Here is a 25,722-nt window from a genome sequence, read left to right as displayed (position 1 = left end):
GCCTCCAGTGAGGCCACGACCTGGGCGTCCAGCACCTTGGACATCTCCGAGACCTGGCTCTTGGAGATGCCCTTGATCCCCATCTGCTCGACCAGCTTGTCCACCCGCCGGGTGCTGACGCCCAAGAACCCGGGGCGGTCCAGGATCCGCGGCGGCTCGATGGATGAGGCCCGCAGCCGATTGGTCAACGGGCCACCGGCCGGCCCGGCCCCACGGTTCTCAGGACTGCTCTCGCGCTGGGCGCGCTGGTCACCCGGGCGTTCTTCTCAGCGGGCGGCGGGCACCGGGGGCGGCGCGGGGGTGTCGGGGAAGGGCTTGGTGGCCGGGTCGGTCAGGCGGGGGAGCCGGCGGTCGAGCCAGCGGGGGAGCCACCAGTTGGCTTTGCCCAGCAGGGCCATGGTCGCGGGCACCAGGAGCATCCGGACGACCGTGGCATCGAGCAGGATCGCCGTGGACAGGCCCAGGCCGAGCATCTTCACCAGCGGTGACGGGTGGGCGACGAAGCCGAGGAAGACCACCGTCATGATCAGAGCGGCGGAGGTGATCACCCGGCCGGTGCCCGCCAAGCCGCGCGCGACCGACTCGGTGCTGTCGCCGGTGGCGTCGTAGCTCTCGCGGATGCTGGAGAGCAGGAACATCTCGTAGTCCATGGACAGGCCGAACAGGACCGCGAAGAAGATCGTGGGCAGCGGTGAGGCGATCGCATACGTTCCGTCCAGGCCGAACAGGTCCGCGCACCATCCCCACTGGAACACCGCGACCACGACGCCGTAGGCGGCGCCGATCGACAGCAGGTTCATGACGGCGGCCTTCAGCGGCACGACGACGGCGCGGAACAGCACCATCAGCAGCAGGAACGACGCGGCCAGGACCGCGGCGATGAAGATCGGGAGGGTCTTGTCGAGCTGCCGCGTGAGGTCGTCGGTCATGGCCGTCATGCCGGAGACGGCGACGTTGGCGGGGGCCAGGTCGCGAACGCGTTCCAGCGTCCGGGAGGTCTCGGCGTCCGCGGGGGCGCTGGTGGGGATCGCGGGCACGACGACCGCGTCCCCCTGGGGAGAGGTCCGCGGCGAGCCCACCGCGGCGATGCCGGGGTCGGCGGCGAGACGTTCGGTGAGGTCGGGGATGGTCTGGGCGGTCACGCCCGGGCGGCGCAGGTCGGCGACGAGCAGCAGCGGGGCATTGTGGCCGGGGCCGAAGCCCTCCGCCAGCAGGTCGTACGCGCGGCGGTGGGTCGTGCTCGTCCTGTCGTCGCCGGCGTCGGGGTAGCCGGTCTGCATCCACAACGCCGGGGCGGCGAGCGTGAGCAGCAGCGCCGTTGCGCCGAGCAGATACGGCCAGGGGCGGCCCGAGACACGATGCGCCAGACGCCACCATGCCCCGTCTTCGGTGCGCTTGGCGGGGGAGCGGCGGCGGACGACGCGTCCGGCGTCGATGCGGTCGCCCAGCAGGGACAGCAGTGCGGGCAGCAGGGTGAGGGCGGTGGCCACGGCGAAGAGCACGACCAGCGCTGCGCCGAGCCCGATCGAGGCCAGCAGGCCCAAGCCGGTCAGCAGCAGCGCCGACATTGCGACGACGACGGCGCCTCCGGCGAACAGGACCGCCGAGCCCGCCGACGCCATGGCGTTCGACAGTGCGGTGCGGTTGTCCTGACCGGCCGTCCGGTTCTGGCGGTAGCGGGCCACGATGAACAGGGCGTAGTCGATGCCGACGCCCAGACCGATCAGCATTCCGACGCTCGTTGCGGCGCTCGTGACGTCCATTACATGGGCCAGCAGCGCGATGCCGGACAGCCCGGTGGCCACCGTGACCATCGCGATCGCGATCGGCACCAGGGCGGCGACGACCGTTCCGAAGACGACGAGCAACACGACCAGGGCGGCCAGCAGACCGGCCACCTCGGTGCCCGAGGTCTCGGTCTCGGCGTTGACGAACGCGGCGTCGCCGCCGACCTCCGCGACGGCACCGGCGGCCCGTACCGGCTCCAGCGCGCCGGTGATCGCCTTCACCGGCTCGGGGCCGAGCCCGGCCGAGGGCCGGTCGAAGGTGACCTCGGCGTAGCCGATGCGCCCATCGCGCGACACCGTGCCGGTGGCGAACGGGTCGGCGACGGCGGCCACGTCCTCGGCATCGGCGATCCGGGCGAGGGCCGCCTGGATGGCAGGTCGGTAGCGGTCGAGCCGTTCACCCTCCGGAGCGGCGAAGACCGCCTTGGCGCTGCCACCGGCCGCCTGCGGGAAGCGCTCCTCCAGAAGCTCCATCGCCCGTTCGCTCTGGCTGCCCGGAGCGACGAGGTCGTCGGCGAACGTGCCGCCTGCGGTGCCCGCCAGCCCGATGACCAGGACGGCCAGGAGAGTCCAGAGCCCGATCGTCAGCCATGGTCGGCGGGCGCTGGTGTCGCCGATGCGACGGATGACGCGATGCATGACGGTGCTCCTTCGGGGGATGCGGCGGCGAGTGCGCCGGGGTGAGCTGTCGTACCAACCGTGCTCGCCGGGGCCGCCGCAGTCGCCCGTCCACCGGCGGAGCCGATCCCCGTCGCGCAGCGGAGGCCCGCTCCGCCTCGCGGCGGATGACCGGTGTGTCCGCTCCCGCATACGGTGGTCCCGCGCCCGCCGACAAGCCGCGGAGTGCACCGCATCTCGCACCGTGGAGCGCTGGTGAACCGCACGACACCGCCTTCCCGCCCGCTCGCCGAGGCCGCGGCAGGCCGCCCCGGAAGGCTCCGGGGGCCCTTCGCCCGCTGGCCGCGCGCCATGGACGCCGTCCTCGCCGGGCTGGTCCTCCTCGTGCTGGTGTTCGTGCACGACATGCCCGGAGACGCCCTGGCCTTCCGTCCCCTTCGCGACCTCAACCTCGCCGCCCTGCCGGTCTTCGCCGCGGCCGGTACGGCGTTGTACTGGCGACGCCAGGCACCTCTGGCCGTGCTGAGCGTCACCTTGATCGCCTGGGCCCTGTTGCTGCCGACCACGCGCAACCTCGTCGGCGTTCCGGTGCTCATCGCCCTGTACAGCGCCGGGCGGTACTCGCCGGATTCACGGCGGGGGCCCGCGGGTGTCGTGGCGGCCGTCGCCCTGGTCACCGTTGACCTGCGCACGGAATCCGCGCCGTGGAGTGAGGTCGTATTCGGGGTCATCGTCATGGTCGGCCTGTGGTACGTGGGGCGCGGTCTCCGGCTGCGCGATCGCCACGCTGCCCGGCTCGTCGCAGAACAGGCCGCCGAGGCCGTCCGCATCGTGGCCGAGGAGCGGACGCGCATCGCCCGCGAGCTGCACGACGTGGTGGCCCATCGGGTGAGCGTCATGACCGTTCAGGCGGGCGCGGCCAAGGCGATGGCCGCGCACGCCGCCGACGGCCCGATCCCGGAGCAGGCACTGCGGGCGATGGGGGCGGTCGAAGAGGAGGGACGGCAGGCGCTGGCCGAGCTGCGCCACCTGCTCGGCGTCCTGCGTCCTGAGAACGATGCCGGGGGCCCCGAGCCCCAGCCCGGCCTGGCCGACGTTCCCCACCTCGCCGACCAGATCCGCGCAACGGGCGTCGCGGTGACCCTGTCGCTCGCCACGCTCCCGACCGGACTGCCCGCTCGCGTGGACCTGTTCGCCTACCGCATCGTTCAGGAGGCGCTTACCAACGTGCTCAAGCACGCCGGTCCCGGCGCCCACGCCGACGTCCGGCTCGGGGCCGCCGGCGGCGAGATCGTCATCGAGGTGCGCGACGACGGCGGCGGCACCGCCGCCCTGCCGGGAGACGCCCAGGACGGAACGCGCGGCCACGGCATCGTGGGGATGCGGGAGCGGGCACTACTGTTGGGCGGCACACTCGACGCCGGGCCGCGCCCGGACGGCGGGTTCGACGTCACCGCCCACCTGCCCACCGGAGGCGAGCCCGCGTGAGCATCCGTGTCGCCATCGTCGACGACCAGGCCCTCGTCCGCGGCGGCTTCGCCATGATCTTGCAGATCCACGACGACATCGAGGTCGTCGCCGAGGCCGGGACCGGCACCGAGGCGATCGAGGCGGCGCGCCGGCACCGGCCCGACGTGATCCTCATGGACATCCGGATGCCGGACATGGACGGTCTGGAGGCCACCGAGCGGATCCTGGCGGAATCCGACTGGAACGTCAGGGTGCTCATCCTGACCACGTTCGACCCGGACGAGTACGTCTACCGGGCGATGCACGCCGGTGCCAGCGGCTTCGTCCTCAAGGACATCCCACCCGACCAGCTCGCCACCGCCGTGCGCACCGTCGCCGACGGCGGCGCTCTGCTGGCCCCCTCGATCACCCGCCGGCTGATCGGCCGGTTCGCCCGGCGGCTGAGCGTCAACAATGCCGTGGCCGAACGCCTGGAACGCCTCACCGACCGCGAGCGCGAAGTGATGGCCGCCGTGGCCCGCGGATCGAGCAACTCCGAGATCGCCAAAGAGCTCTTCATCGGACCCGCGACCGTCAAGACGCACGTCTCCGGCATCCTCACCAAGCTAGGCCTACGTGACCGCGCCCAGATCGTCATCTTCGCCTACGAGAGCGGCCTGGTCGAGGCAGGCGACCGCAACATCGGCCACTGACCGGCGGTGGCGGGCCTACACCGGCTTTCGAGCCGCTGGGCGGTCGGGGGCGGTGAGCCGTACCGGGGACGACCGACGGCCACGCCCGCCGCCACGACCGCTCAGGAACGCCGACTGGCGAGGCCGAGGAGATCAAGGTCCTCGTCGAGGCCGGGAAGACGGACGTCTCAGCGCTGTCGCCGCCATCCTGTCGAAGGTGCTCCCCGAGCCGCCCGCTTCGGCAAGAGCGCCCGTGAGAAGCCTGGTACAGGCCCGCCCCCGGCAGGATTTCTTTCAATAGCGGGCCAGCGGCCGGGAGGTGATTCCGCACCGTCCCTAACTAACGTTAGACACCTCGCAGCTGGATAGCGGTTGTCGGCGATACCGTGGCCGGCCGCACGATCAGCCGCATCCGGCGTAGCACACCACGAGGCAGCCGGTGCAGCAGCGGCGCGAGTAGTGCTCGATCCGGACCGGCGAACCGGACCCTCGCCCCGTCCAGTTGGTGTTCCAGCACCATGATCTGATGCCGCGGCACCACGAACGTTGCGCTTACTGATAACTCCATCCATGCCGGTCGCCGACGAGCAAGCCACAAGATTGTCAACGGTCTCATGTCGGCTCGTTGTCGGCTCGGCGGTTCCGAAACGGATCGGCTTTTAATCCGTAGGTTGTGGGTTCGAGTCCCACGCGACCCACCACCCTTGACCATGGCAAACATAAAATTGCCCTGGTTTGCCCGCCACCCGACATGCCCCGGTTCGTCCCCGTGGCAGCTCGGTGGCGGCTCGGCGGCTCGATCCGGGCCTTACCTCCACCCTGGTAGCACCCCGAAACCGGGCACTCTCGCCCACCCAAGCCGGTCATGTCGCCCAAAGAACCGGCGGCCAGGGCCAACAGAGCAGTCAGCAACGCACTGCCGCCAGCGTGAATCCGCAGGCTCGCCTCCCCGCGCAGGCGGCACCATCGAGTACTCCCCCAAGCCGGTCGTGAAGCGCAGTCACGATCAAGAGCGCGACACGGGCGAAGGCGTGCCTGCGGCCCATGGCCAGGCGCGGCAGATCGCGGCGGAGATCCCGATGTCATCTTCGCCGGCCGCGACAGCGTCTCGTCCAGCCCTGGGACGGCGCGGCCCACCAGCAGCCCTGCTTCTGCCGAAAAGTACATCCGTTCAGGTCACGCCGCATGCTCGTACTCGTTGAGGACTCCGCCGAGGCGTCTGCGTCTTCGCACGTCCAGCCGGGCGATCTGGCCGGGGTTGGTGTTCGGCGGGGCAGCGGGGTGCATGGTCGGGCGTTCGCGATGCCCTGGCGAGGACGATGGCGGTTATAAGAGATCTCGCACTCGCGCAGCGCATGAAGCGAGTGCCGTTGGTTCCAGATGTCCGTGGCACGATCCGTGACGACCGCCTCCCAGGCCCGTAGGGCAGGGTCCGCGAAGATTCCTTGGCCTTGGGTGTAATCCAGTGACGCCTTCTCTGACTTCTTGGCGTATCGGCTCCGAGAAGAGAGGAGGTGGCGTGGACGAGCAAGAGGCCCGATTCATCAGCCTCTATGAGGCGTATTACCGCAACGTCTTCAGCTACATCGTGCTGCGGGTCGCGCCCCAGGCCGCCGAAGACCTGACCGGTGAGGTCTTCACGATCGCATGGCGGAAGATCGGTGAAGTCCCCGAGCAGGCGCTGCCGTGGCTGCTGGGCGTGGCCAGGAACCTGGCCCGCCAGTCGCACGGTGCGGCCGGTCAGGCGCGCGGCCTGATCGACCGGCTGGCCGGCCTGACCACCGACGCCGACCGGTACGCCTGGGATGCCGCCGACCACGTCATAGCCCGCGACCAAGCGCTGGCCGCCCTGCGCACCCTGTCGGCCAAGGAGGCCGAGGCCGTCACTCTGACCGCCTGGCACGGTCTTGAGCCCCCTGAGGCGGCCCGCGTCGCCGGCTGCTCCCGCACCGCCTTCATCGTCCGCCTGCACCGGGGACGCCGCCGGCTGGCCAGGGCACTCGATGCGTCCCACGAACCCGGAACGCAGGCGCCAGGACGCGCCCCGCACCCCCAAGTCATCCAGGAGAAGCCGTGAATAACGACGAACTCGCCGGCGTGATCAACGCGCTGAAGCCGGCGATGGTCGCCGAGCTCGCCGACGCCGCCTACGCACGACGCCCTGACATGGCGCAGGTCCGGGCGCGGGCCGGTGCGTCCACCGTGAACCCGCGCCTGGTCCGGGAGCGCCGACCGGCCCGGCGGCTGGCTTTGGCCACCGGAGCGACCGCGGTAGTGGCGTCCACGGCGGTGCTGGCCGCGGGCGCGCTGTCTGGCGGCCACGGGGGCGGCACCGGACAAAACGGGACGAGCAGTACCCGCACGTTCCTGCTGGCCAGCGCCCAGACGGCCGCCAAGCAGCCCGCCACCCACGGGGCCTGCTGGTACACCCGGACCCGTGGGTGGCAGTACCTGATGCCCTTCAAGCCTGGCCCGGGCAAGCCTACGCCCGCGGGCAAGCCTCGAACGTTCCAGGCACAGATCGCGTCAAGTTCAGAGAACTGGGTGTGCACCCAGCCGGGCGGGACCGGAATGAGGTTTCGCACGCATGGTCCGCTGGACATCCAGGTCTCCTTCCCCACGAAGAAGGACGAGGCAGCCTGGAAGGCGGCAGGCGCACCGCCACTCATGCTCAACGGTGGGGGCACGACCGCGTCCAAGCCGTCCACGGTCACGTATGACAAGCCCACACACAAGGCGTATGAGTACAAGGTCTCGCATCTGGTCAACCCCGACATCGGCTCGCATGAGATCGAGTGGACGGCCATAGCAACGCTGCCGGCGACCAAGAGCGGCCTGGAGAGTTACCTGCGGAAGTTGTGGCAGCAGGACCGCAAGGGCGGAGCGAACGGCTACGTCGCCCCCGCCGATTTCGGCATGTACGTATTCGAGAGCGCCGCGGACCTGCTGATGGCACCGACCACTCCCGGCACCCGGGCGGCTCTCTACCGGATCCTCGCGGACTACCCGTCCGTCCACGTCACCGGGCGAACCAGCGACCGGAAGGGCAGGCCAGGCGTGGCCATCACCGCCCAGAACCCCGACGGCGTGATCGAGCGGCTAGTGATCGACCCGGCGACCGCCCGGCTTCTCGACCACGAGACGCGGCCCGGCAACCGCCCCGGCACCCCAGGGGCGCACGCCGTCAGCGGCCACGGGGCCACCGAACGCCAGGGCTGGGTGAACAAGATCGGCGATATCCCCGCCTCCTGACCGGTTACGGGGGCAGGACGTCACACGTTCCGTGGCGTCCTGCGGTCCCCACCCGGCCCACCGGGCGGCGAACCGACCGGCGTCGACGTGGGCCGGGTCACCGGAACAGACGAAAGTCCCCAAGGGAAGGTTTTGCATGCGTGGAGTAAGAAGTACCGCGATCCGATCTGGTGCGCTCGCGATCACGTTGGCCGGCCTGGCAGCGGCCTCGCCGACGACGGCGGCGGTGGCCGGTACGAAAGCGACACCTCCTGCCACGTCGCCGGGGTCTCCGAAGTGGCAGTTGTTCAATGCACCTGTTCAGGGAAGTATCAGCTTGCTCAGTGCAACTGCGGCGGGACGCAATGCCGCGTGGGCCGGCGGGCTCCTCGTCAACCCGAGGAAGCCACCACGGCTTGCCAGGACCCCGGCCGACGACGAGAACTGCAACTTCGCGAAGGGAATGTTCACCTCCGTCATGCTGCGCTGGGACGGGCGCAGCTGGCAGCAGGTGTCCATCCCCAACTTCGCTCGCATCAACCAGGTCAGCGCCTCGAGTCCTAAGGACGTGTGGGCCTCCGCCGACTGTGGTCTCCTGCACTGGAACGGCCAGAGCTGGACGCCGGTTCCGTTCGCACCGATTCCCGGCGCGGAGCAGACCTCCGCCGGTTCGATCAGTGCCGTCGGTCCGGAGGATGCATGGCTCGCCGGCGGCACGTACGACGGCGGGACAGGGGTCGGGCGTGGGTTCGTCCGGCATTGGGACGGACGACACTGGCGCAACGTGCCGTTGCCCAACCTCGACGGCAGTTTCTCACTCGACGGCATCGACGCGCGGGGGCCGCGGGACGTGTGGGCTGTGGGGACGGACTACCCGGGCGACGACGTCCACCCCGAGCGACTGCTGCTCCTGCACTGGAACGGCCGTACGTGGAAGCGGCTGCCCGAACCGGTCACCGGCTATATGACGCAACGGCTCACCAGGGTACGGATGGTGACCGGAAACGACGTCTGGGTCTCCGGCTGGGGCAAGACAACCCCCGGCCGGGAAGCGCTCCGTCACCCGATGCTCCTGCACTGGAACGGCCGAGAATGGGCCAGCGCGAAGGTGCCGGACGGGCGCGGCGAGTTGATGGACGTGGCGGTGAGCGGCCGGCAGGCACTGGCCGGCGGCGACACCGTCACCCCGTCCGAGCCCTCGTACACGATGCTCGCGCTGCGCCGGACCGCGAGCGGCTGGCAGAACGCTCCGGTCCCGGTGACCGGGATGGCAACCCTGGCTGGGTTGGCGCCGATTCCCGGTGGAGGCCTGTGGGGCGTCGGCGCAATCACAGCAACATCGGGTGATTATCAGCCCCTGATCGCACGCCTGAAGTAGCGCCTCAGCCCCTGCCTCGGCCGCCGCCTGCATCCCCGACCACCGTCAGGGCGTGCCGCTGGAGGGCCGGTTGCGGAACGCGGCGCCCTGGACGTCCAGCACCTTGGACATCTGCGACACCTGGCTCTTCCGCCGATGGGGAGTTCGGCCGCCATGGCATCGGGGTAGGTGAAGGTGTCTTCGAGGTCACGATCATGAACGTCGCACTTCCCTCACGCGACCCGCGATGCCCTCGGCGACGTCGCCGTCGCCAGTGTTGATCTCGCCGCCCCCGACGACGCCACGGCTCGGGGCCCCGCCGTCGCTCCTCGCCCAGGTCCTCCCGCTCGTCCCGTCCCGGCGAGCCGCTCGGCACGGCCTTGGCGGAGCCTGGCGTCACGGGGCGGCGGGCCGCGAATCTCGCGCATCCAGGTGCGCGCGGAGGCGCAGACGGCCCGGGTTCACGCCGGCCGCGTGCATGACGCCGCCGAGGAACAGGGCCAGCCAGAACAGCGCGGCGGGCGTCGAGGTCACACCCTTCTCGTCAGTCGTCGTCACGATGAAGGCGCCCGACGCCACCGTCGAGACCCCGTACAGCGCGGCCGTGATCAGCCAGGCGCGACGCCGGTGCCGGACTCCGATGTACAGGAACGACAGCCAGGTCAGGAAGCCGAACGCCAGGGTCGGCACCATCCACAGACTGTGCACGAGCTTCCAGCCGAAACCGCGGCGCGCCATCCTCGGCTCCCAAGTCGGCGGGGGGCCCAGGTCCGGCATGTGCGCAGGCCCTTGCGAGGGGATGGACGGCGAGGTCACGAAGGGCGCGAAGCCCGCGGGCATGGGGGGCGGGCCGGACGGCGGCACGGAATGCGCCAGGGGCACTCGCCGGTCGGCACCGGCGAGGCGGACCAGGACACGGGCATGCAGTTGCATCCCTGTCGACATGGACAACGCCGGGTCGACGTCGCCGAGCGGATGGACACCCTGCACAAACACCAGAAGCCGCTCGTACACCTCGCGGGCGTCCCCCGGGCGTTGCCGCGGGTCTTTGGCGAGCAACCGGCGCACGAGGTCCTCCAGGGGGAGCGGAACGTCGGCACGGTGCAGCGGTGCCGGGTCTTCCTCCAGGTGCTTGTAACTGAGGGCATGCGGCGACGTCGCCGTGAACACCGGTTTCCCGGCGAGTATCTCGTAGAGGACGCAGCCCAGTGCGTAGAGGTCGGTGCGCGGGGTGGCACGCTCGCTGCGCAGTTGCTCCGGCGCCATGTACGCGGGCGTGCCCACGGTCTCGCCCGTGCGGGTGATCCGGACGACCCCGACGGCGTCAAGGACGGTCGCCACCCCGAAGTCCAGGACCTTGACCGTGCCGTCCCGGGTCACCATCAGGTTCTGCGGCTTGATGTCGCGATGCACGAGCGAGCGGCCGTGCGCGATCGCGAGCACCGAGCAGACCTGCGCGGCGATCGCCGCCGCCCACGCGACCGGAAGCGGTCCCTGCTCGGCGACCAGGTCCGCGACCGTGCAGCCGTCCACCAGTTCCATCACCAGGAACAGGCCGTCCTCGGTGGAGCCGGCATCGTGCACCGCAGGCACTCCGGGATGCTGCAGACCTGCGGTGAGCTCCGCCTCCCGGGCGAAGCGGCGCACCAGCTCGGAGGGGTCCGGCCTGCGCATGATCGCCTCGTTGGTGAGCAGCTTCACCGCGACTCGCCGCTCCAACTGCCGGTCGACCGCCTCCCACACCTCGCCCATGCCGCCCCGACCGAGCGGGGCGGTCAGCTCGTAACGTCCCCCGAGCAACTGCATCACGGAAGCCCCCTCCATTCAGACGGGGAACAGTCTGGCGTAGCCGCAGCTCGCCCGAACGTACGGGACCAGCCCGGCAGTCACCGTCGCCGACCGTCGGGCCTCAGTCGCCGACCGCACCCAGGTCACCTTCTGCGACACCGTCCGCCAGCAGCCGGTCCATCAGCTCGCTGAGGGCGAGGCTCTCGCGCGCCGCGGAGGCGAACTGCTCCATCCGCCGGAAAGCCTCCCCGAACCGGCGCTGCTCGTCCATCGGCAACCGCGGCACACGCGCGCGGTGGACGTCCACGCGGGTGCCCGTCGACGACAGGGACGACGATCGCACGTTGGCGGTGCTGCGCAGGACGCCCGCCAGGAAGTACGGGTCGAGCGCCTGCGGATCGACTCTGACCAGGGACAGGTGCGGGCCGAGCACCAGGCCGTCTCGCTGCACCACCCGCGCGGCGAACCGGCGGGAGGCCACCGCCACGGCGATGTCTCCGGTACGCGTGACGATCCAGTCGTCCTCGGCTCCGATGAGCGCTCGGCCGCTCGGCTCGCGGTACTGAAGCACATCCTCGGCGGTGAGCAACGGCCGTTCCGTGCCCGCCTTCCCCGCATCCCCGCGCGCCGGAGCCCGATGCACGGTCAACGCGCCGATCCGGGCCAGCTCCGCGACGGAGGTGACGGCCGTCTCCCGGTCCGGCCGCACCGGTTCGAGCTCGGGCACAAGCCCGGACATCCTGTCGAGCAGCGCCCTCAGCCGGTCGAGCGTCTGGACGAACCGCTCGGCCGTCCGGTCCCCCTCGAAGGCGGCCAGATGCCGGGCCGGGGTCAGGTCGGCCTCCTCGTCCAGCAGGTCGATGATCGGCACGACCCGGCTCGTCCCGGGCCGGTCCACGTCGCGGCCCGCCTGGAAGTCCCGCCAGGTCCGGAAGATCTCCGCGTCGTCCGCGCCGTCCATCACGAGCAGGCCGGTCGGCCGGTCGCCCGCCGGCTTGCGCAGCAGCCACAGATGGGGGCCGGCGGGAAGCGCGACCACGGCTTGGAGGGCGCCGCGGCGCAGCAACTGCGTGCGCATGCGCCGCCCCGAACGTCGCCCCGCCACGGCGGGCGGCACGAGCAGGACCGCGAGCCCGCCGGGGACGAGGTGCGCGAGCGCGTGCTGGATCCATGCCATTTCCGGTTCCATGCGGGGCGGCAGCCCGTACTCCCACCGCGGATCGGCGGCCAGATCCTCGTAGCCCCAGTACCGCTCGTTGAACGGAGGGTCGCAGACCACGGCGTCAACGGTGAGGCCGACGAACGCATCGTGCCGCAACGAGTCCCCGCCGCGGATCTCGGCCGGGATGCCACGCAGGGCGAGCCGGTTCTCAGCCAGCGGTGCGAGCACCTCGTCGCGTTCCTGCCCGTAGAGCCGCCGCGGTTCCCCTTCGCGCGCGGCCGACAGCGCGGACAGCAGTTCACCGGTACCGCACGCCGGATCCAGCACGGACCGCGCGTCCTGGTCGACCAGGCCTGCGATCAGCGCGGCGAGCTCCGGCGACGTCAACGTCAGTCGGGGCAGCCTCACCTCCAGGTAGCGCTCGACCAGGAACTCGAACGCAGGGGCGGTGTCCCACTCGCCGGACAACTCGTCCACTGCCCTCAGCAGCGGCACCGACCGCTGGTCGACTCCCAGCCGTTTCGCCGCCGCCCGGTCGCTCAGCCCGGTGATCGGCGTGCCGGCGCGCTGCCAGTCCCCCACCTGTCGCAGGACGGCGCCGATCTCCCGTTCGTCGCCGACCGTGCACAGGAGCTGCCATGCCCGTTCCTCCGACGGGACCTCGGCGAGCTTGCCCTGCCGACGAAGCCATGTCTCGACTTCGGCGAGCGAGAACACCGGGCTGGTCGGAGTGCCGCCGATGGGCTGCGGAAAGTCGGGATGGCGGCGCCGCCAGTTGCTCACCGCTCCCCGGCTCACCCGGGCGAGCCGGGCGATGTCCGACGCGGTCACGGTGGCGTCCTTGCGCACGTCCGCCCCTCCTCATCCGGCAACCTCGAACACTACACCTGTCGATCGTGCATGTCGACACAACCAGTGGTGTTGTTTATTCGGTTAACGCATGTTGTACTTGGCTACGCGCCGCACAGATGACCGCGTCGGCGACCTGTGACGAACATGTCTTCTTGGAGGTTCTGCCATGTCAATCCGCTCGACGATCCCTCTCGCCGCCACCGTCGCCCTGACCGCCCTGATGCTGACCGGGTGCAACGCAGACGAGGGGGACGCCGCGCCCAAGGACGGCGGCGCCGCGGCGTCCGCGGCGGCCACGAGCGCCGGACCCGCCGGAACTCCTGAGAGCACCGCCGCCGCGGTCGTCTACCAGGACCCGATGGACATCGCCAAGAAGATCCGCAAGGCGCGCCTGGGCTGCGCCAAGCCCGCAAAGACCGAGTCGCTGGGCAGCGGGAAAGTGATCTGCGGAGGCGCCGACAACATCAGCATCGAGTTCTACGACGATCCCCAGGCCTTCACGGAGGTCAAGAAGGTCATCTGCCAGATGAACTCTTCCTCGACCATCGTCGCCGATGAGGGGCGGCACTGGATGGTCACTACGCTCAGCAACGGCACGACCAAGCGCGTCCAGCAGGTGGTCGGCGGCAAGGTCGTCAAGGCCTGCTGATCGCCACGCGCGGCGAACCCACCCGACTCCTTCAGCGGGGCGCGGCGGACCCGGTCGGCGGGCAAGCCTGCGGTACCGGCGCCTACCCCGCTCCCGGATCGGGATCTGCACCTCGGCCCGGTTCGTTCCCGTGGCTGCTCGGTGGCGGCTCGGCGGCTCGATCCGGGCCCCGCGTCGGCCCTGGTAGCACCGCGAAAGCGGGGGCACCTCGCCCGCCCTAGCCGGTCATGTCCCCACAGCACCGGCGGCCAGGGCCACCAAAGCAGTCAGCATGCACCTCCGCAGGCGTGAATCCATTGGCTCGCATCCCGTCGCAGGCGGCACCTCGAAGGTCAGGCTGTCAGCGGCGGCCGCCGCTCGGGTCGGGCGCGGCCTCGACCAGTGCTCCCAGTGCCGCTCGGTGAACCCCGGTTCCGGTGTGGTCGCCACTTCCAAGCCCCGGAAGCCGCTGAGGACCACGGTCGGTTCTATGGACCTTCAGGCGGGGACAACCACTAATACGGGCGGTCGATGTAGTCCACTGCCATCAACTCGAACTTTCCGTGCCGTTCAGGCGCGTATGGCAACGGCCCGAACACCTGTAGGTGGTGGGCCTTGCGCGCCGACCGCGCCGCTATGACCACGTCTCTGCGGCGTTCACCACCTCGATGACACGCCACGACAGCGGAGCGTCGGCGCGGCGGATCTCGGTAGGCCGCCGCGGCAGGACACCTTCGTGCTCCAGGAAGGCCGGAAACTCCTGCACGGCTCCGATGGTCGCACTGTGTTCGGACACTTTGCGGCCACCCCGGTCCGGCTGGGCAGGCCGGCCGGCTCCCCTTATGATCATTCGATGCCGCATCCCTTGTTCCGCCTCTACACCTGTGCGGCGCTTCTCGTGGTCGCGTGTGCATGCGGTACCACCGACAATGAGTCGGCCCCCGATCGGAGCGCGTCCCCGACGAATCGGCCGTCGGAGCCGGCCGACACGGATCGCATGAAGCGGGCGCTGTTGCCGATCCCGGCGGCGCAGTCGAGCGAGTCGTTCCGATACGGACCGATCTCGGGGACCTACCAGCAACTCACGGACAGAATCGTCAACGGTAAGACGTGGCCGTCCGAGCCCTGCGCCGACCGGACGATGATGCCAGGCCGTATCCAGGCGCTCGGCGAGCAGGCCCGCTTCTCGCCCGCAGCGCTGGCCATGTGGACCGACGATGCCCGGGGCCTCCTCGTGACCGAGACCGTCATCAAGCTCACGGAGGCGAACGCCCAACAGCTTGTCGCGACTCCCGCGCCAGAAGAATGCCACGCCTACGACATCGTAATCGACGGAGAGAATCACCATGTCACACTGAGAGCCGACGAATTCTATCGGCGTGACGGCGGACCAACACGCATCCAGATCTGGGACCACCGAATCGGCGGAACAACCAGTAGCGCCCTGCAACTCACCAGCAGACGCGGTAATTACGTGATCATCCTATCGTTGTCGCCGAATGGCAAGATCAGGCCTGCGGACTACCGGGATATCGTCACCCGCGCAGAAGACCACGCCACGACCGTGCTAGGGCAGGGCGAGGGCTCGCGAACATAACACCAACGGACAGGCCGCCCGCCTAGGGGCGGGCGCCCGCCGCCACCGCAGCGCCACAACGTCAACTGTGCCGACCTACCCCCTCGCGAGCCAGGCGTTGGGGCGGCTGCGGCGGCGCGGCACGCTCCGATTCCCGGTCGTCACCTACTCGGCCTGCCGCCCCGCCCAGCGCAAGCCCAGGACGGCCTGGCCGTTCATGCGCCATTACCGGCCGAGGTGGACGGCTCCGGCAGGGTCAGCCGTGCCGCCTAACGACTCGATCGCCTCGGGCAGATGGCAGGCGCAGACGCGCGGGTGCTCGGACCGCCCGTGTCCGTGCTCTGGGGGCAACGCCGGTCGCGTCGTTCGCGGTGCCGTCGTACCGCCGCCTGCGGCCGAGGGTCGGCGGTCACATACGTGAATCTCTCTCATGTTGTTGCCTGGTGGATACCCGATCAACATCGTCCCGTTACCGGCGGAACTCACCCTTTGTCGACATGAGTACCAGTAGCACTGGCCCCTCCCGCCGCAGATTCCTCGCTTCCGGCGCCGGGGCGGTGGGCGGTGCCACGTTCGCCTCGCTGCTACCCCCCTCGGTGCACGCCGCGCTCGCCCGTCCGGTCAGGCCCGGGGGCCTCGAGGCGATCAAGCATGTGGTCTTCCTGATGCAGGAGAACCGCAGCTTCGACCACTACTTCGGGACGCTGCGCGGCGTCCGGGGCTACGGGGACCGCAACGCGATCGAGTTGCCCGACGGCCGCCCAGTCTTCGAGCAGCCCGGTCTCCTGCGGCACGTGAAGCCGTTCCTGGCCCGCGATGCGATCGGCCACGGGCCGTTCACGGACGTGAACTACATCGCCGGGCTCGACCACGGCTGGGAGGGCGGCCAGAAAGCGCGCGGCGGCGGCTGGCACAACGCGTGGATCGCGGCCAAGATGATGCCCACGATGGTCCACTACGACCGCAGTGACCTGCCGTTCCAGTACGAACTGGCCGACACCTTCACGGTCTGTGACGCCTACCATTGTTCGGTATTCGGGCCGACCAATCCCAACCGGACCTTCCACTGGACCGGCACCATCGGCTATGAGCCGAACGGGCATCGCGCGGTCGAGAACGACGCCTACGACGAGGCCGGCCATCCTGGTTACGCCCTGACCTCCTACGCCGAACGGCTGTCCAAGGCCGGACGCACCTGGAAGGTGTACCAGGAGTGGGACAACTTCACCGACAACCCCCTGGAGTTCCTCACCACGTTCAAGCAGATCATGCGCCGGGCTCTGGCGACCGTCGGCCCGTATAAGAGTCTGACCGAGTTCTACGGCGCGGTCGCCGCGGCCGCACCTGATGCGCGGAAAGCCCTCCTGGACGCATTGGACGAGAGCGCCGCGGCACTCCCGGCATCCGAGCGCGACCTGTTCGAACGGGGCCTGCGCCGCAATGACGGCGGCACGCTGGGCGCGGCGTTCAGGGCCGATGTGCTCGCGGGGGAACTCCCCGAGGTCTCCTACGTCGTCACCTCGGCGGCGGAGTCCGAGCATCCCGGCTCCGGTAGCCCGATCCAGGGCGCGGGCGTCACCTACCAGGTGCTGGACGCGATCGCCTCCCGTCCGGAGGTGTGGGAGTCCACTGCGGTCTTCCTTCTTTTCGACGAGAACGACGGCTATTTCGACCATGTTCCCCCGCCCCTGCCTCCTGCGGAGGCAGTCGACGAGTATTACGACGGCAAGCCGATCGGGCTGGGCTTTCGGGTCCCGATGATCGTCGTGTCGCCCTGGACGAGCGGCGGTTACGTTTGCTCGGAGGTCTTCGACCACACCTCGACGATCCGCTTCCTGGAACGCTGGCTGGGCGTCCGCGAGCCCAATATCAGCGCCTGGCGCCGCACCGTCGCGGGTGATCTCACCTCGGCTTTCGACTTCGACGGCACCGCCCGCCCGCGGCCGGTGCCCAAACCCGGCACGCCGCCGAAGTTCCATCTGCGCTGGCCCGCACTGCCGCCGATCGTCCAGAAAGGTCCGGTCCCCGAACCGGGCACACGCCCGGCCCGGCCGTTGCCCTACCGGACCGACGCCTCCGCGCGCCTCGCCGACGGCGCGCTCGTCATCACCATGACCGAGAGGGGCACACGAGCCTCGCACTTCGCGCTCTACCCGTACGCCGCGGAGTTCGGCACACCACGCCATTTCGACGTGGCCGGGAAGCGCATCGAGCGGATCCCGGTCAAGAACGGCCGCTATCACCTCACACTGACGGGCCCGAACGGCTTCCGGCGCGAGTTCGCGGGCGCGGCCTCGGGCCCGGCGGCCCGTGCCCACGTGAGGTCCCGCGCCGCCGGCGGCCGACTCTTGATCACCGTGGAGAACCCCGGCGGCGTCCCTCTGACGTTCTCCTTGACCGCGCTCGCCTACGGCGGCGCAACCCGCGAGGTGACCGTCCCCGGCGGCGGAGCGACGACCGTCCGCTGGACCACTGATCACGGCTGGTACGACGTGCAGATCAGAGCCGCCGAGGACGAGACGTTCCGGCGCCGTCTGATGGGTCACCTGGAGAACGGCCGACCGTCCATCTCGGGCTGATCCGCGCAGGCCGTGGGCCCCGGGGGCGGCACTCGCTGCCCCCGGGTGAGCGGGCTCCGCCCGCATCGGGGCGCGCCGTCGGGCGCTTGCCGGGGTTTCGTCCGAAGCGGCCGTTCCGGCCCCCGCACTGGAATCGATCAGCGGCCGGGGTGATCGTCATGGTGTGCTCGCGGCCGGTGCGCGGTGTGGAGATCGACAGCGACCGGGACTCGGGGTCCCAGGTCTGCATCCACGAGCCGGGAGCGTCGGAGGCGGTGACGATCGCTCCGCGAGGGAAGTCCTCGGCGGGCAGCCACACCTCGGTCGAACCGGTCACCGCGTAACCGCCCGGGTTGCGGGCCGGTCAGCCGGTGAAGGGTTCCAGCGCGAAGCGGCCGATCGCCACGAAGGCGGCCAAGGCAAGGTACCCCGCGTCTCCCAGCGCGGCTTTGGTCTCGCCTCGGCGGATCCGCATGATCGTGGCGCCGGTCATGATCAGTACCAGGCCGGTGGCCGCCAGCGGTACGAGTACGGGCGCGACGTCGAGCACGGCAGGCAGGATCAGGCCCACGGCACCGAGTATCTCCAGTGCTCCGATGGCCTTGAGGATGCCGGGCTTGAAGTCGAGGACCCAGCGCGCGGCGTCGGCCATCGCCGCCATCTTCTCGCGCGGGACGAACAGCTTCCCGAACCCGGACAGCAGGTAGACGGCGGTCAGCAGGCCGGTGACGATCCACAGTGCGGTGTTCATGAGTCTTGTCCTTTGGCACAGCGTCCGGGGGTGGCGGCCACGGGCGGACCCGGGGTCGTCCCAGATCCGCCTGAGTGCCTGAATGTCCGGTCAGCCGAACTGTCCGGGCTGGTATTCGCCGCCGGGTGTCCGGGTGATCACGTTCAGCCGGTTGAAGGCGTTGATCACGCAGATCAGGGCCACCAGGGCTATGAGCTGGTCCTCGTCGAAGTGCTTGGCCGCGTTCGCCCACGCCTCGTCGGTGACGCCGCTGGAGTCGGCGAGACGGGTGCCCTGCTCGGTGAGTTCCAGCGCGGCCCGCTCCGCGTGAGGAACGCGTCGACCACGGCGCGCCGCCGCTGCGGCTCCTGCTCCGGCGGCGGTGTGCCCTGCACCTTCCGGCGGGCCCGGCTGACGAGCATCTTGGTCGCGTCGGTGGACCGGCCGACGATCTCGCCGATCTCGACGAAGGGCACCGCGAACATGTCATGCAGGACGAACGCCAGCCGCTCGGTGGGCGTAAGGGTGTCGAGCACCACCAGCAGTGCCAGCCCGACCGACTCGGCGAGCATCGCGTCGTCCTCGGGTGCCGCCCCGCCGTCCACGGTCACCACCAGTTCGGGTAGCCGGTCCTCGTAAGACAGCTCGGCCCGGGTCCTGCGCGAACGCAGCACATCGAGGCAGACCCGGCCGACCACGGTGGTCAGCCAGCCGGCCAGATTGTCGATCGCGGCCGCGTCCTGCCGCGCCGGCCCCCGGCCCATGTCCAAGGAGCCACGCGCTCTGGTGCTCGTTGTCTGCTCGGCGGTTTCGAAACAAGGCGGCACGGAGGGGCATCTAGCGACATAGAGATGGTGCTGGATGTGGACAGACTGGCACTGTCCAACAGGGAGAGCGCTGCTCTGATACGAGAGCTCCGGGCTTTTCATCCGTAGGTTGTGGGTTCGAGCCCCACCCGACCCACCACCCCTGACCAGAGCGGACAGTCGTCCTGGTGGACGCCGGGGGTCATGCCTGAGGCCCGCCTGGGGCCGACCCGAGGCCGCATACGGCGGCCCCCGGCCAGGTCTCACCTGCTCCTAAGGAGCTTCCGGTTCGACCAGAGGCCGGGGCAACGGCGATCCGGCAGCCGGCCCTCTCTCTCGGTGCCGGACGCGGTCTGATGTTCAGGTAGCCCAGTCGTAGCTGGTAATGATGTCCCAGGGATCGACGGCGCCCCCGTCGTTGCCGGAGTCGGTGGCAGGACGGTCGGGGGCGCCCCGGAACATCAGAGCGACGTGCTCGCGGAGTCGTTTACGCTTCGGGAGGTTCCCCTCTTGGTCAATGTGTCAGTTCGCGGGGCCGGTCTGGGGCTTCGTGAATCTCGCTGAAACCGCCGTCCGGACTCATCAGGATCCGTCCGGTCTCGCGGCCGTGCTCGGACTCCTTCTGATCCCTGTAGGCCAGCCCGAGGCAGATCGACCGGGTGACGGCGTAGGCGAGCGGCGGTCCGGTGAAGACGGCCACCCGGAAGAACCAGGTGACGTCGTACAAGGACAGGTGGAAGTTGTGTGCGATCTGGTCGTTGGCGGCCGCGGCCCACAGCAATCCATAGAAGGCGATGCCGGCCGCGCCCACTGCCGTACGGGTCGCCGCGTCGCGGGGACGTTCCAGAACGTGGTGAATGCCGCGATCGCCGGTAAGCCGCCGTTCGATCCAGGGATAGGCCGCCAGGACGGTGAAGAACGCCCCCGGCATGAGAAGCGCGGGCACGAGCACCGCGAGGGTGATCGGGTGGCCGGCCACGCTGAGTTCCCAGCCCGGCATGATCCGCACGGCCCCGTCCAGGAAGCCCATGTACCAGCCGGGCACCGCTCCGGCGGTGATGTCCCCTGGCCTGTACGGGCCGTACTGCCAGACCGGGTTGATCTGCGCGAACGTGCCGAGCAGCGCGAGAACTCCGCCAGTGGTCAGCAGAAGCGCCACCGCTGAGCCGCGCGACGCGCGTCCCGAGAAGGCTCCGGGAAAACGGGTGTGGCCGTGCTCGCGGACGAGCCTGTGGCGGAGGACGAACAGGGCGGCCAGGACCGCTGGCAGCACGAGGATGTGCAGCCAGTAGAGCCGAGGAATGATCTTTTCGCCCGGGAACTCGTCGCCGAAGATCAAGAACGTGAGGCCGGTGCCGACCAGCGGAATCGCTTGGGTCACGCCTTGGAGGAGCCCGAGGCTGCCGCCGGACAGCATGTCGTCCGGCAGAATCGTGCCGGTCCAGGCCGTCACCATGCCCAGCACCAGCACGGTCACCCAGATCAGCCAGTTGAGGCCGCGTGGGCGGCGGAACGCGCCGGTGAAGAACAGCCTCAGCAGCTGCAGGGTGATCGCGGCGACGAAGACCAGCGCGGCCCAGTGGTGAATCTGCCGCATGAGCAGTCCGCCGCGCACGTCGAGGCTGATGTCCAGCGTCGACGCGTACGCCTCGCTGACCGGGACGCCCCGCAGCGGCCCGTACGAGCCGTTATAAGTGACCTGCGTCATGTCGGGGTCGAAGAAAAAGGTCAGGAACGCGCCCGTGACGATGAGCACCAGGAACGAGCAAATGGCGAGCTGGGCGAACAGGAACGACCAATGATCGGTCCGTGCCCGCCATGACCACCGTTCCACCCAGCGGGCTTGTCCGTGCATCGGCTTCACTCCCCGATCTGGTTCTGGTACACATGCGACGCTCCGAGATCGGCAGATGTGACGTCCGAAGAGAGAAAACCGGTAGATGTGACATAACCGACAGGAAGACACCCCCGCGCATTCGCCGACGGCGGCCAACGGTCGGTGAGTCGAGTTGCGGATCTTGGTGGCATGGCGGCCGGAGGCGTGACCGCGGCATCGGAAGCGCCAGCGCGACGCCGGCCATCATCCCCGCCGAACCACCGCCGAAAGGACGCATTTCCGAGCGTTCCTGATCATTCAACACCCCTGAGAAGCAGGCCAGGGGAGCGACCGACGCGGAAGGCGCAGAGCTCCGACAGTGAGGCGCCACGGATCACAGACCCATGCCTGACCTGCAAGAACACTAACTGCGGATTCGGGATGACAGCGGCCGCTCGTGCGGTCACTGGGCGGCGACGGTCTCGGTGTGCTCTGCCTCATCCGGTGTGGCCGCGGGGGCGGCGTTCTTTGGGCCGCGGAGGGTAATGTGGACGAGCAGCAGGCCCATGAGGGCGACACCTGCCCACATGGACTGCTGCCATCCGTCGAGGTAGGACTGCTTAGCGGCGTCGACCAGGGTCTGAGCCTGCGAGCCTGCGCTGTTCGAGGCCTGGAGTGCGTTGGCGATGCCCTCGCGTGCGGTGCCGGCGGTCCCCCGCGGGATGCCGTCCAGCCTGTCGTCAATGGCGTTGCGGTAGCCGGCCGTCAGGATCGCACCGAGCATGGCGACGCCGAGTGCGGTGCCGAATTCGCGGGTGACGTCGTTGAGGGCGGAGGCGACGCCTTGTTTCTCCTGGGGCAGGGAACGGGTGATCGCTTCGGTGGAGGGCACCATGGAGAGGGCCATACCGACGCCCATGACGACGATGCCGGGCAAGATCGACAGGTAGCCGCCGTCGATGGAGACGAGCAGGGCCAGGAGCGCCAGACCGACGCCGGTCAAAGCGATTCCCGAGCTCATGGTCAGGCGGGAGCCGACCCGCGCGGCCACCCTGGGGGCCAGGCCGGAGGCCGTCATCATCGCGGCCGCCATGGGCATCAGCGCCGCCGCGGACAGCAGCGCCGACCAGCCGAGCACGGCCTGGAAGAACGGGAAGAGGACAACGAAGATGCCCGACTGGACGCCGAAGACCACCAGGAGCGTGATCGAGCCGCCGGCCAGGCCGCGCTCACCGAACAGGCGCACGTCCAGCAGCGAGGCGTCCCGGCGGCGCAGCTCCCAGGACACGAAACCGGCCGCGGCGATGAGGCCGGCAGCGAGGCCGATCAGCGTCGCGGGTGCGGTCCAGCCGCGATGGGGTCCCTCTTGCAGGACGAAGGTGAGGGCGGCCACGGCGACGACGGACACCAGTGCGCCGACGGTGTCGAAGGCGTGAGCGGAGCGTTCGCGGGAGTTGGGAACCGACTTCAACGTCATGGCCAGGGCCATGACGACCAGGGCCACGGGCAGGACGAACATCCAGCGCCAGTCGGCAACGTCGACCAGAAGAGCGGACAGGAACATGCCCAGGATGCCGCCTCCTCCGGCGACCCCGGTCCACACGCCGATCGCTTTCCCGCGCTGCTCCTCGGGGAAGGTGGAGGTGATGACGGCCAGGGTGATGGGCATGATCGTTGCTGCGCCGACACCGCCGGCCGCACGCGCGGCGATCATGACTTCGGCGGTCGGGGCCAGGCCCGCGGCGATGCTCGCGATGCCGAAGACGGCCAGCCCGGCGATCAGCGTGGGCTTGCGGCCCAGGCGGTCACCGATCGCGCCGAGCGGCAGCAGTAGTGCGGCCAGGGTGAGGGTGTAGACGTTGATGATCCACAGGACCGTGTTCTGCGAGGTGTCGAAGTCGACGGCCATCTGCGTCTGGGCGACGGTCAGCCCGGACACCGAAGCGATGACGGCCATCAGCGCCATCGAGACGGCGATCAGGATCACGCGCAGCCGACGCGCGTCCGGCACGTCCCCGCCGCCGTCGGAGAGCGCGGCCCGTGAAGGTTTCGTACTCATGGATTCCTCTCGAATTAGGCATGCGGCATCAACGCCGAAGCAGGATCGGCCGGTCTGTCGCCGACTGAAGGGGAAGTGGAACCCGACCGCCGTGCCGAGCAGACCCCTCGGATGGCCGTCGCCTGGGATGGGGGCGATGACCGGAGCCTGCCGGGTCACCTGATCGGCGCAGCATCAGCCGAGGGACGGTGCCTCAGTGAGGCGCCCGCTCCTGCTCCGCGACCGTGTTCATCGCAGGGTCAGTGGGGTCTCGGTCTCTACATGGGTCAGCTTGTCGGGGTTGCGGACGTAGTAGAGACCGGTGATGCGGGCGTCCTCGACGCGCACCGCCAAGACACCATCGAACTCGCCGTCCACACGCAGAATCAGTGCCGGGTTGCCGTTGACCACGGTCGGCCCAACAGTGAGAGCGGCATCGGTCTTGGTCAGGCCCCCAATGATGAAACGGGCCACCTTCTCGGCACCGACGATCGGATAAGGCGCGGCCTGCTTCACGCCACCGCCGTCGCTGATGGCCACGACCTGGGGGGCGAGCACATCGAACAGCGCCTGCAGGTCCCGAGTGACCAACGCCCGCCGGAACGCTTCCACGGCCGCCCGGGCCTGGCGTGGGAACACCGCTTCGCGGGGGCGGCGAGCGCCCACGTGCCTGCGCGCGCGGTGCGCGATCTGCCGGACGGCCGCGGAGGTCTTCCCGACGGCGGCCGCGATCTCGTCATAGCCGAGCCCGAAGGCCTCGCGCAGCACGAACACGGCCCGTTCGGTCGGCGACAGCGTCTCCAGAACGAGCATCAGCGCCATGGACACGCTCTCGGCGAGCTCGACGTTCTCGGCCACGTCCGGCGTGGTGAGCAGCGGTTCGGGCAGCCAGGGCCCGACGTAGGCCTCCTTGCGGCGTTTCATGCTGCGCAATCGGTTGATCGATTGGCGGGTCGTGATCTGGACCAGGTAGGCGCGCTGATCGCGCACCTGCCCCACGTCGACCTTCACCCATCGCAGCCAGGTCTCCTGCAGGACGTCCTCCGCGTCGGCCGCCGATCCGAGCATCTCGTAGGCGACAGTGAACAGCATGTTCCGGTGGGCGAGGAACGCCTCGGTCTCCGGGTCGGTGGCGTGCTCGCTCACATCTCGAGCTTTCTCCTTATCCGGCGGCCCTGGCTGCCGACGACCCTCACGCGGTGCGTCCACGACACGGTCCTCTTTCGGAGATGGCCATTGGGCCCGGCCCAACGGGTCAGTGCAGTCGACATCAAGACACCGGCTGGTGAACGCCTGTGACAGCGAGCCGCCTGCGATTCGATGCTCACAGGACCGACGACGGCCGCATGCCGCCACCGCCGCACCCGCCCCGCCGCCGGCCCTGGACTCCCGAACTCTGCTCGTCGCCGCCGTCATCGTTCACGGCCACACCCCGCGAGGCTTCTAGCGCCCACCAGGCCGAGGACCGCGTCCACTCATCGCCCGCGCCGACGACGCGATTCCTTCGTCCACGACAGGTCAGCCCCACTGTGTCCTTGCGAGCCTCTGTCCCATGCGCGCATGTCTCGGCGGATCTCCCGTGCCGCGATCCGCAACTCGGAACCGCCTCGGAACCGATGACCTCGCCGAGCGAGACGCCGGTCGAAGACCGCTCCGCATGTGAGCAGCAGACCGAAGAATCCGAGAACCAGCCACCACATGAAGCCAAGCTAACCGACCAAGGAGAAAACCTTGAGGCCGGATCAGCACCTATAGGTAGACCATGTCGTTCGGAAGCTCGACTACTCCCCTAACGAACCGCCGCCTGACCGACAACCGCAACTGGCCGTGCCCCCGGCTACCCGCGCTGCCGCCTCACGTCCTGGCTGAGCACGAGCAACATGATCGCTGCCCAGCGTATGCGCCTCGAGATCATCGAGCGGTCTCCCGAGATGCTCGGCGCCCCTGCTGTGCAAGGCGTGCGGCCACGGCGCGGGTGGATTCCAGTTCGTCGGTCAGCTCCTCGACCAGCGCGGTCAGCCTAGCCAGCTCGTCATGGAGCCATGCGGTTTCGCGCTGCAGTTCGAGGATCTGCTTGATGCCGGCCAGGTTGACGCCCTCCTCCTGCGAGAGCCTCTGGATCTCGCGGAGCATCACGATGTCGCGCATCGAGTAGCGGCGGGCCCGCCCGGCCGTTCGGACGGGGCAGACCAGCCCCATCCGGTCGTAGGTGCGGAGCGCTTGAGGGTGCAGGCCGGACAAGTGCGCCGCCACCGAGATCACGAAGACAGGGATGTCATCCCCGAAGGGCCGCGAGTCCGAACCGGGTGATTCGGCTTCCGCACCGCCGGCACTCACGGGCTGGTGGCCCATCCAGCGGTTGAGTCTTTCGAGCCCGGCACCCATGTCATGCGACGACCGCTCGGCAGCGGCCTGCTGCTGTGCCTGCCGGTACACATCTGCCGGCGCGACGGCGATGTCGCGCTCAGTCCCAGGGCTCCGCCGCAGGCTCTCCACATGGCCTCCCGCGCGGTCCCCGGCATGGTTCCCTGCCCGGCCGGCTGCGGAAACTGTCCCGCGCTCCACCGATTCCGGGTGTTGCGCATGGACGCCCAGGACCGAGTCGATCTCTTCGACCGTCAGTGGCCTCTCGGC

18 protein-coding genes and 2 pseudogenes are annotated in these 25,722 nt (G+C 69.6%); 9 read left to right on the top strand and 11 right to left on the bottom strand.

All coding sequences use genetic code 11. From position 1 onward, the window contains the following. Positions 1 to 11: 11 nt before the first annotated feature. Together ABWI07_RS05000 and ABWI07_RS04995 are read right to left on the bottom strand one after the other, a co-directional pair. Positions 12 to 125 (bottom strand): annotated as a pseudogene (locus tag ABWI07_RS05000) (transposase); the annotation flags it as partial. Between the two features lie 141 nt (positions 126 to 266). Continuing rightward, a complete protein-coding gene (locus ABWI07_RS04995; protein WP_353817753.1) occupies positions 267 to 2,426 on the bottom strand; it encodes an MMPL family transporter in 2,160 nt (719 codons plus the stop codon). A gap of 234 nt (positions 2,427 to 2,660) precedes the next feature. Between ABWI07_RS04995 and ABWI07_RS04990 the strand changes: the two genes are divergently transcribed. The 5 genes from ABWI07_RS04990 (at position 2,661) to ABWI07_RS04970 (ending at position 9,155) form a co-directional block, all read left to right on the top strand. Further along, positions 2,661 to 3,893 carry a sensor histidine kinase gene (locus ABWI07_RS04990; RefSeq protein ID WP_353817752.1) on the top strand — a complete coding sequence of 411 codons (1,233 nt, stop codon included), beginning with the start codon at positions 2,661 to 2,663 and terminating at the stop codon, positions 3,891 to 3,893. Further along, positions 3,890 to 4,567, top strand: a complete 678-nt coding sequence (locus ABWI07_RS04985) for a response regulator transcription factor (RefSeq protein WP_149261701.1) — start codon at positions 3,890 to 3,892, stop codon at positions 4,565 to 4,567. Before ABWI07_RS04990 ends, ABWI07_RS04985 begins: the two co-directional genes overlap by 4 nt. A gap of 1,498 nt (positions 4,568 to 6,065) precedes the next feature. Then, positions 6,066 to 6,623 carry an RNA polymerase sigma factor gene (locus tag ABWI07_RS04980; protein ID WP_353817751.1) on the top strand — a complete coding sequence of 186 codons (558 nt, stop codon included), beginning with the start codon at positions 6,066 to 6,068 and terminating at the stop codon, positions 6,621 to 6,623. After that, complete coding sequence (locus ABWI07_RS04975; protein ID WP_353817750.1) at positions 6,620 to 7,798, top strand: CU044_5270 family protein; 1,179 nt, start codon at positions 6,620 to 6,622, stop codon at positions 7,796 to 7,798. The genes ABWI07_RS04980 and ABWI07_RS04975 overlap by 4 nt, the downstream gene beginning before the upstream one ends. A gap of 136 nt (positions 7,799 to 7,934) precedes the next feature. Next, the gene (locus ABWI07_RS04970; RefSeq protein WP_353817749.1) at positions 7,935 to 9,155 is read left to right on the top strand and encodes a beta propeller repeat protein; all 1,221 of its coding nucleotides are present in this window, start codon (positions 7,935 to 7,937) and stop codon (positions 9,153 to 9,155) included. A 375-nt stretch (positions 9,156 to 9,530) separates the two neighbouring features. Here the strand turns inward: ABWI07_RS04970 and ABWI07_RS04965 are convergent, their stop codons facing one another. Then, positions 9,531 to 10,940 carry a serine/threonine-protein kinase gene (locus ABWI07_RS04965; protein ID WP_353817774.1) on the bottom strand — a complete coding sequence of 470 codons (1,410 nt, stop codon included), beginning with the start codon at positions 10,938 to 10,940 and terminating at the stop codon, positions 9,531 to 9,533. Positions 10,941 to 11,043: 103 nt separating this feature from the next. Continuing rightward, entirely contained in the window at positions 11,044 to 12,933 is a 1,890-nt protein-coding gene (locus ABWI07_RS04960) for an N-6 DNA methylase (RefSeq protein ID WP_353817748.1), read from the bottom strand. Positions 12,934 to 13,102: 169 nt separating this feature from the next. Here ABWI07_RS04960 and ABWI07_RS04955 point away from each other — a divergent pair, with 169 nt between their 5' ends. Then, positions 13,103 to 13,585 carry a hypothetical protein gene (locus tag ABWI07_RS04955; RefSeq protein ID WP_149261705.1) on the top strand — a complete coding sequence of 161 codons (483 nt, stop codon included), beginning with the start codon at positions 13,103 to 13,105 and terminating at the stop codon, positions 13,583 to 13,585. A 613-nt stretch (positions 13,586 to 14,198) separates the two neighbouring features. Here ABWI07_RS04955 and ABWI07_RS04950 read toward each other — a convergent pair. Further along, the gene (locus ABWI07_RS04950) at positions 14,199 to 14,330 is read right to left on the bottom strand and encodes a hypothetical protein (RefSeq protein WP_268843273.1); all 132 of its coding nucleotides are present in this window, start codon (positions 14,328 to 14,330) and stop codon (positions 14,199 to 14,201) included. Between the two features lie 231 nt (positions 14,331 to 14,561). Between ABWI07_RS04950 and ABWI07_RS04945 the strand changes: the two genes are divergently transcribed. From ABWI07_RS04945 to ABWI07_RS04935, 3 genes are all read left to right on the top strand, one after another. Then, positions 14,562 to 15,161, top strand: a complete 600-nt coding sequence (locus tag ABWI07_RS04945; protein WP_149261706.1) for a hypothetical protein — start codon at positions 14,562 to 14,564, stop codon at positions 15,159 to 15,161. Between the two features lie 476 nt (positions 15,162 to 15,637). Then, the gene (locus ABWI07_RS04940; protein ID WP_353817747.1) at positions 15,638 to 17,719 is read left to right on the top strand and encodes a phosphocholine-specific phospholipase C; all 2,082 of its coding nucleotides are present in this window, start codon (positions 15,638 to 15,640) and stop codon (positions 17,717 to 17,719) included. Between the two features lie 158 nt (positions 17,720 to 17,877). Then, positions 17,878 to 18,042 carry a hypothetical protein gene (locus tag ABWI07_RS04935; protein ID WP_160161034.1) on the top strand — a complete coding sequence of 55 codons (165 nt, stop codon included), beginning with the start codon at positions 17,878 to 17,880 and terminating at the stop codon, positions 18,040 to 18,042. 20 nt (positions 18,043 to 18,062) lie between these two features. On the opposite strand, the gene ABWI07_RS04930 is transcribed toward ABWI07_RS04935, so the two are convergent. The 6 genes and pseudogenes from ABWI07_RS04930 to ABWI07_RS04905 all read right to left on the bottom strand — a co-directional run. Continuing rightward, positions 18,063 to 18,449, bottom strand: coding sequence for a DoxX family protein (locus ABWI07_RS04930; RefSeq protein ID WP_353817746.1), 387 nt, complete (start codon positions 18,447 to 18,449; stop codon positions 18,063 to 18,065). Between the two features lie 188 nt (positions 18,450 to 18,637). After that, a complete protein-coding gene (locus ABWI07_RS04925) occupies positions 18,638 to 19,192 on the bottom strand; it encodes a sigma factor-like helix-turn-helix DNA-binding protein (RefSeq protein ID WP_353817745.1) in 555 nt (184 codons plus the stop codon). A 556-nt stretch (positions 19,193 to 19,748) separates the two neighbouring features. Then, a complete protein-coding gene (gene qcrB / locus ABWI07_RS04920) occupies positions 19,749 to 21,089 on the bottom strand; it encodes a cytochrome bc1 complex cytochrome b subunit (protein ID WP_353817772.1) in 1,341 nt (446 codons plus the stop codon). Between the two features lie 424 nt (positions 21,090 to 21,513). Continuing rightward, the gene (locus ABWI07_RS04915) at positions 21,514 to 23,037 is read right to left on the bottom strand and encodes an MFS transporter (protein WP_353817744.1); all 1,524 of its coding nucleotides are present in this window, start codon (positions 23,035 to 23,037) and stop codon (positions 21,514 to 21,516) included. A gap of 300 nt (positions 23,038 to 23,337) precedes the next feature. Continuing rightward, positions 23,338 to 24,234: an RNA polymerase sigma-70 factor gene (locus ABWI07_RS04910; RefSeq protein WP_353817743.1), complete on the bottom strand. Its 897-nt coding sequence runs from the start codon at positions 24,232 to 24,234 to the stop codon at positions 23,338 to 23,340. A gap of 792 nt (positions 24,235 to 25,026) precedes the next feature. Continuing rightward, positions 25,027 to 25,440 (bottom strand): annotated as a pseudogene (locus ABWI07_RS04905) (heat shock protein transcriptional repressor HspR); the annotation flags it as partial. Between the last annotated feature and the right edge of the window lie 282 nt (positions 25,441 to 25,722).

The sequence above is a fragment of the Actinomadura sp. NPDC000600 genome, assembly GCF_040492135.1.
Classification (GTDB): domain Bacteria; phylum Actinomycetota; class Actinomycetes; order Streptosporangiales; family Streptosporangiaceae; genus Spirillospora.
The sequence above is the reverse complement of the archived record's forward strand: the minus strand, read 5'-3'. Positions and strand labels throughout refer to the sequence as shown.

What these genes read in the sequence shown, in the direction of transcription:
- ABWI07_RS04995 (WP_353817753.1), bottom strand. Translation starts at nt 2,426, where the DNA reads ATGCATCGCGTCATCCGTCGCATCGGCGACACCAGCGCCCGCCGACCA.
- ABWI07_RS04970 (WP_353817749.1), top strand. Translation starts at nt 7,935, where the DNA reads ATGCGTGGAGTAAGAAGTACCGCGATCCGATCTGGTGCGCTCGCGATC.
- ABWI07_RS04965 (WP_353817774.1), bottom strand. Translation starts at nt 10,940, where the DNA reads ATGCAGTTGCTCGGGGGACGTTACGAGCTGACCGCCCCGCTCGGTCGG.
- ABWI07_RS04955 (WP_149261705.1), top strand. Translation starts at nt 13,103, where the DNA reads ATGTCAATCCGCTCGACGATCCCTCTCGCCGCCACCGTCGCCCTGACC.
- ABWI07_RS04945 (WP_149261706.1), top strand. Translation starts at nt 14,562, where the DNA reads ATGAAGCGGGCGCTGTTGCCGATCCCGGCGGCGCAGTCGAGCGAGTCG.
- ABWI07_RS04940 (WP_353817747.1), top strand. Translation starts at nt 15,638, where the DNA reads ATGAGTACCAGTAGCACTGGCCCCTCCCGCCGCAGATTCCTCGCTTCC.
- ABWI07_RS04935 (WP_160161034.1), top strand. Translation starts at nt 17,878, where the DNA reads ATGGTGTGCTCGCGGCCGGTGCGCGGTGTGGAGATCGACAGCGACCGG.
- ABWI07_RS04930 (WP_353817746.1), bottom strand. Translation starts at nt 18,449, where the DNA reads ATGAACACCGCACTGTGGATCGTCACCGGCCTGCTGACCGCCGTCTAC.
- ABWI07_RS04925 (WP_353817745.1), bottom strand. Translation starts at nt 19,192, where the DNA reads ATGGGCCGGGGGCCGGCGCGGCAGGACGCGGCCGCGATCGACAATCTG.
- qcrB (WP_353817772.1), bottom strand. Translation starts at nt 21,089, where the DNA reads ATGCACGGACAAGCCCGCTGGGTGGAACGGTGGTCATGGCGGGCACGG.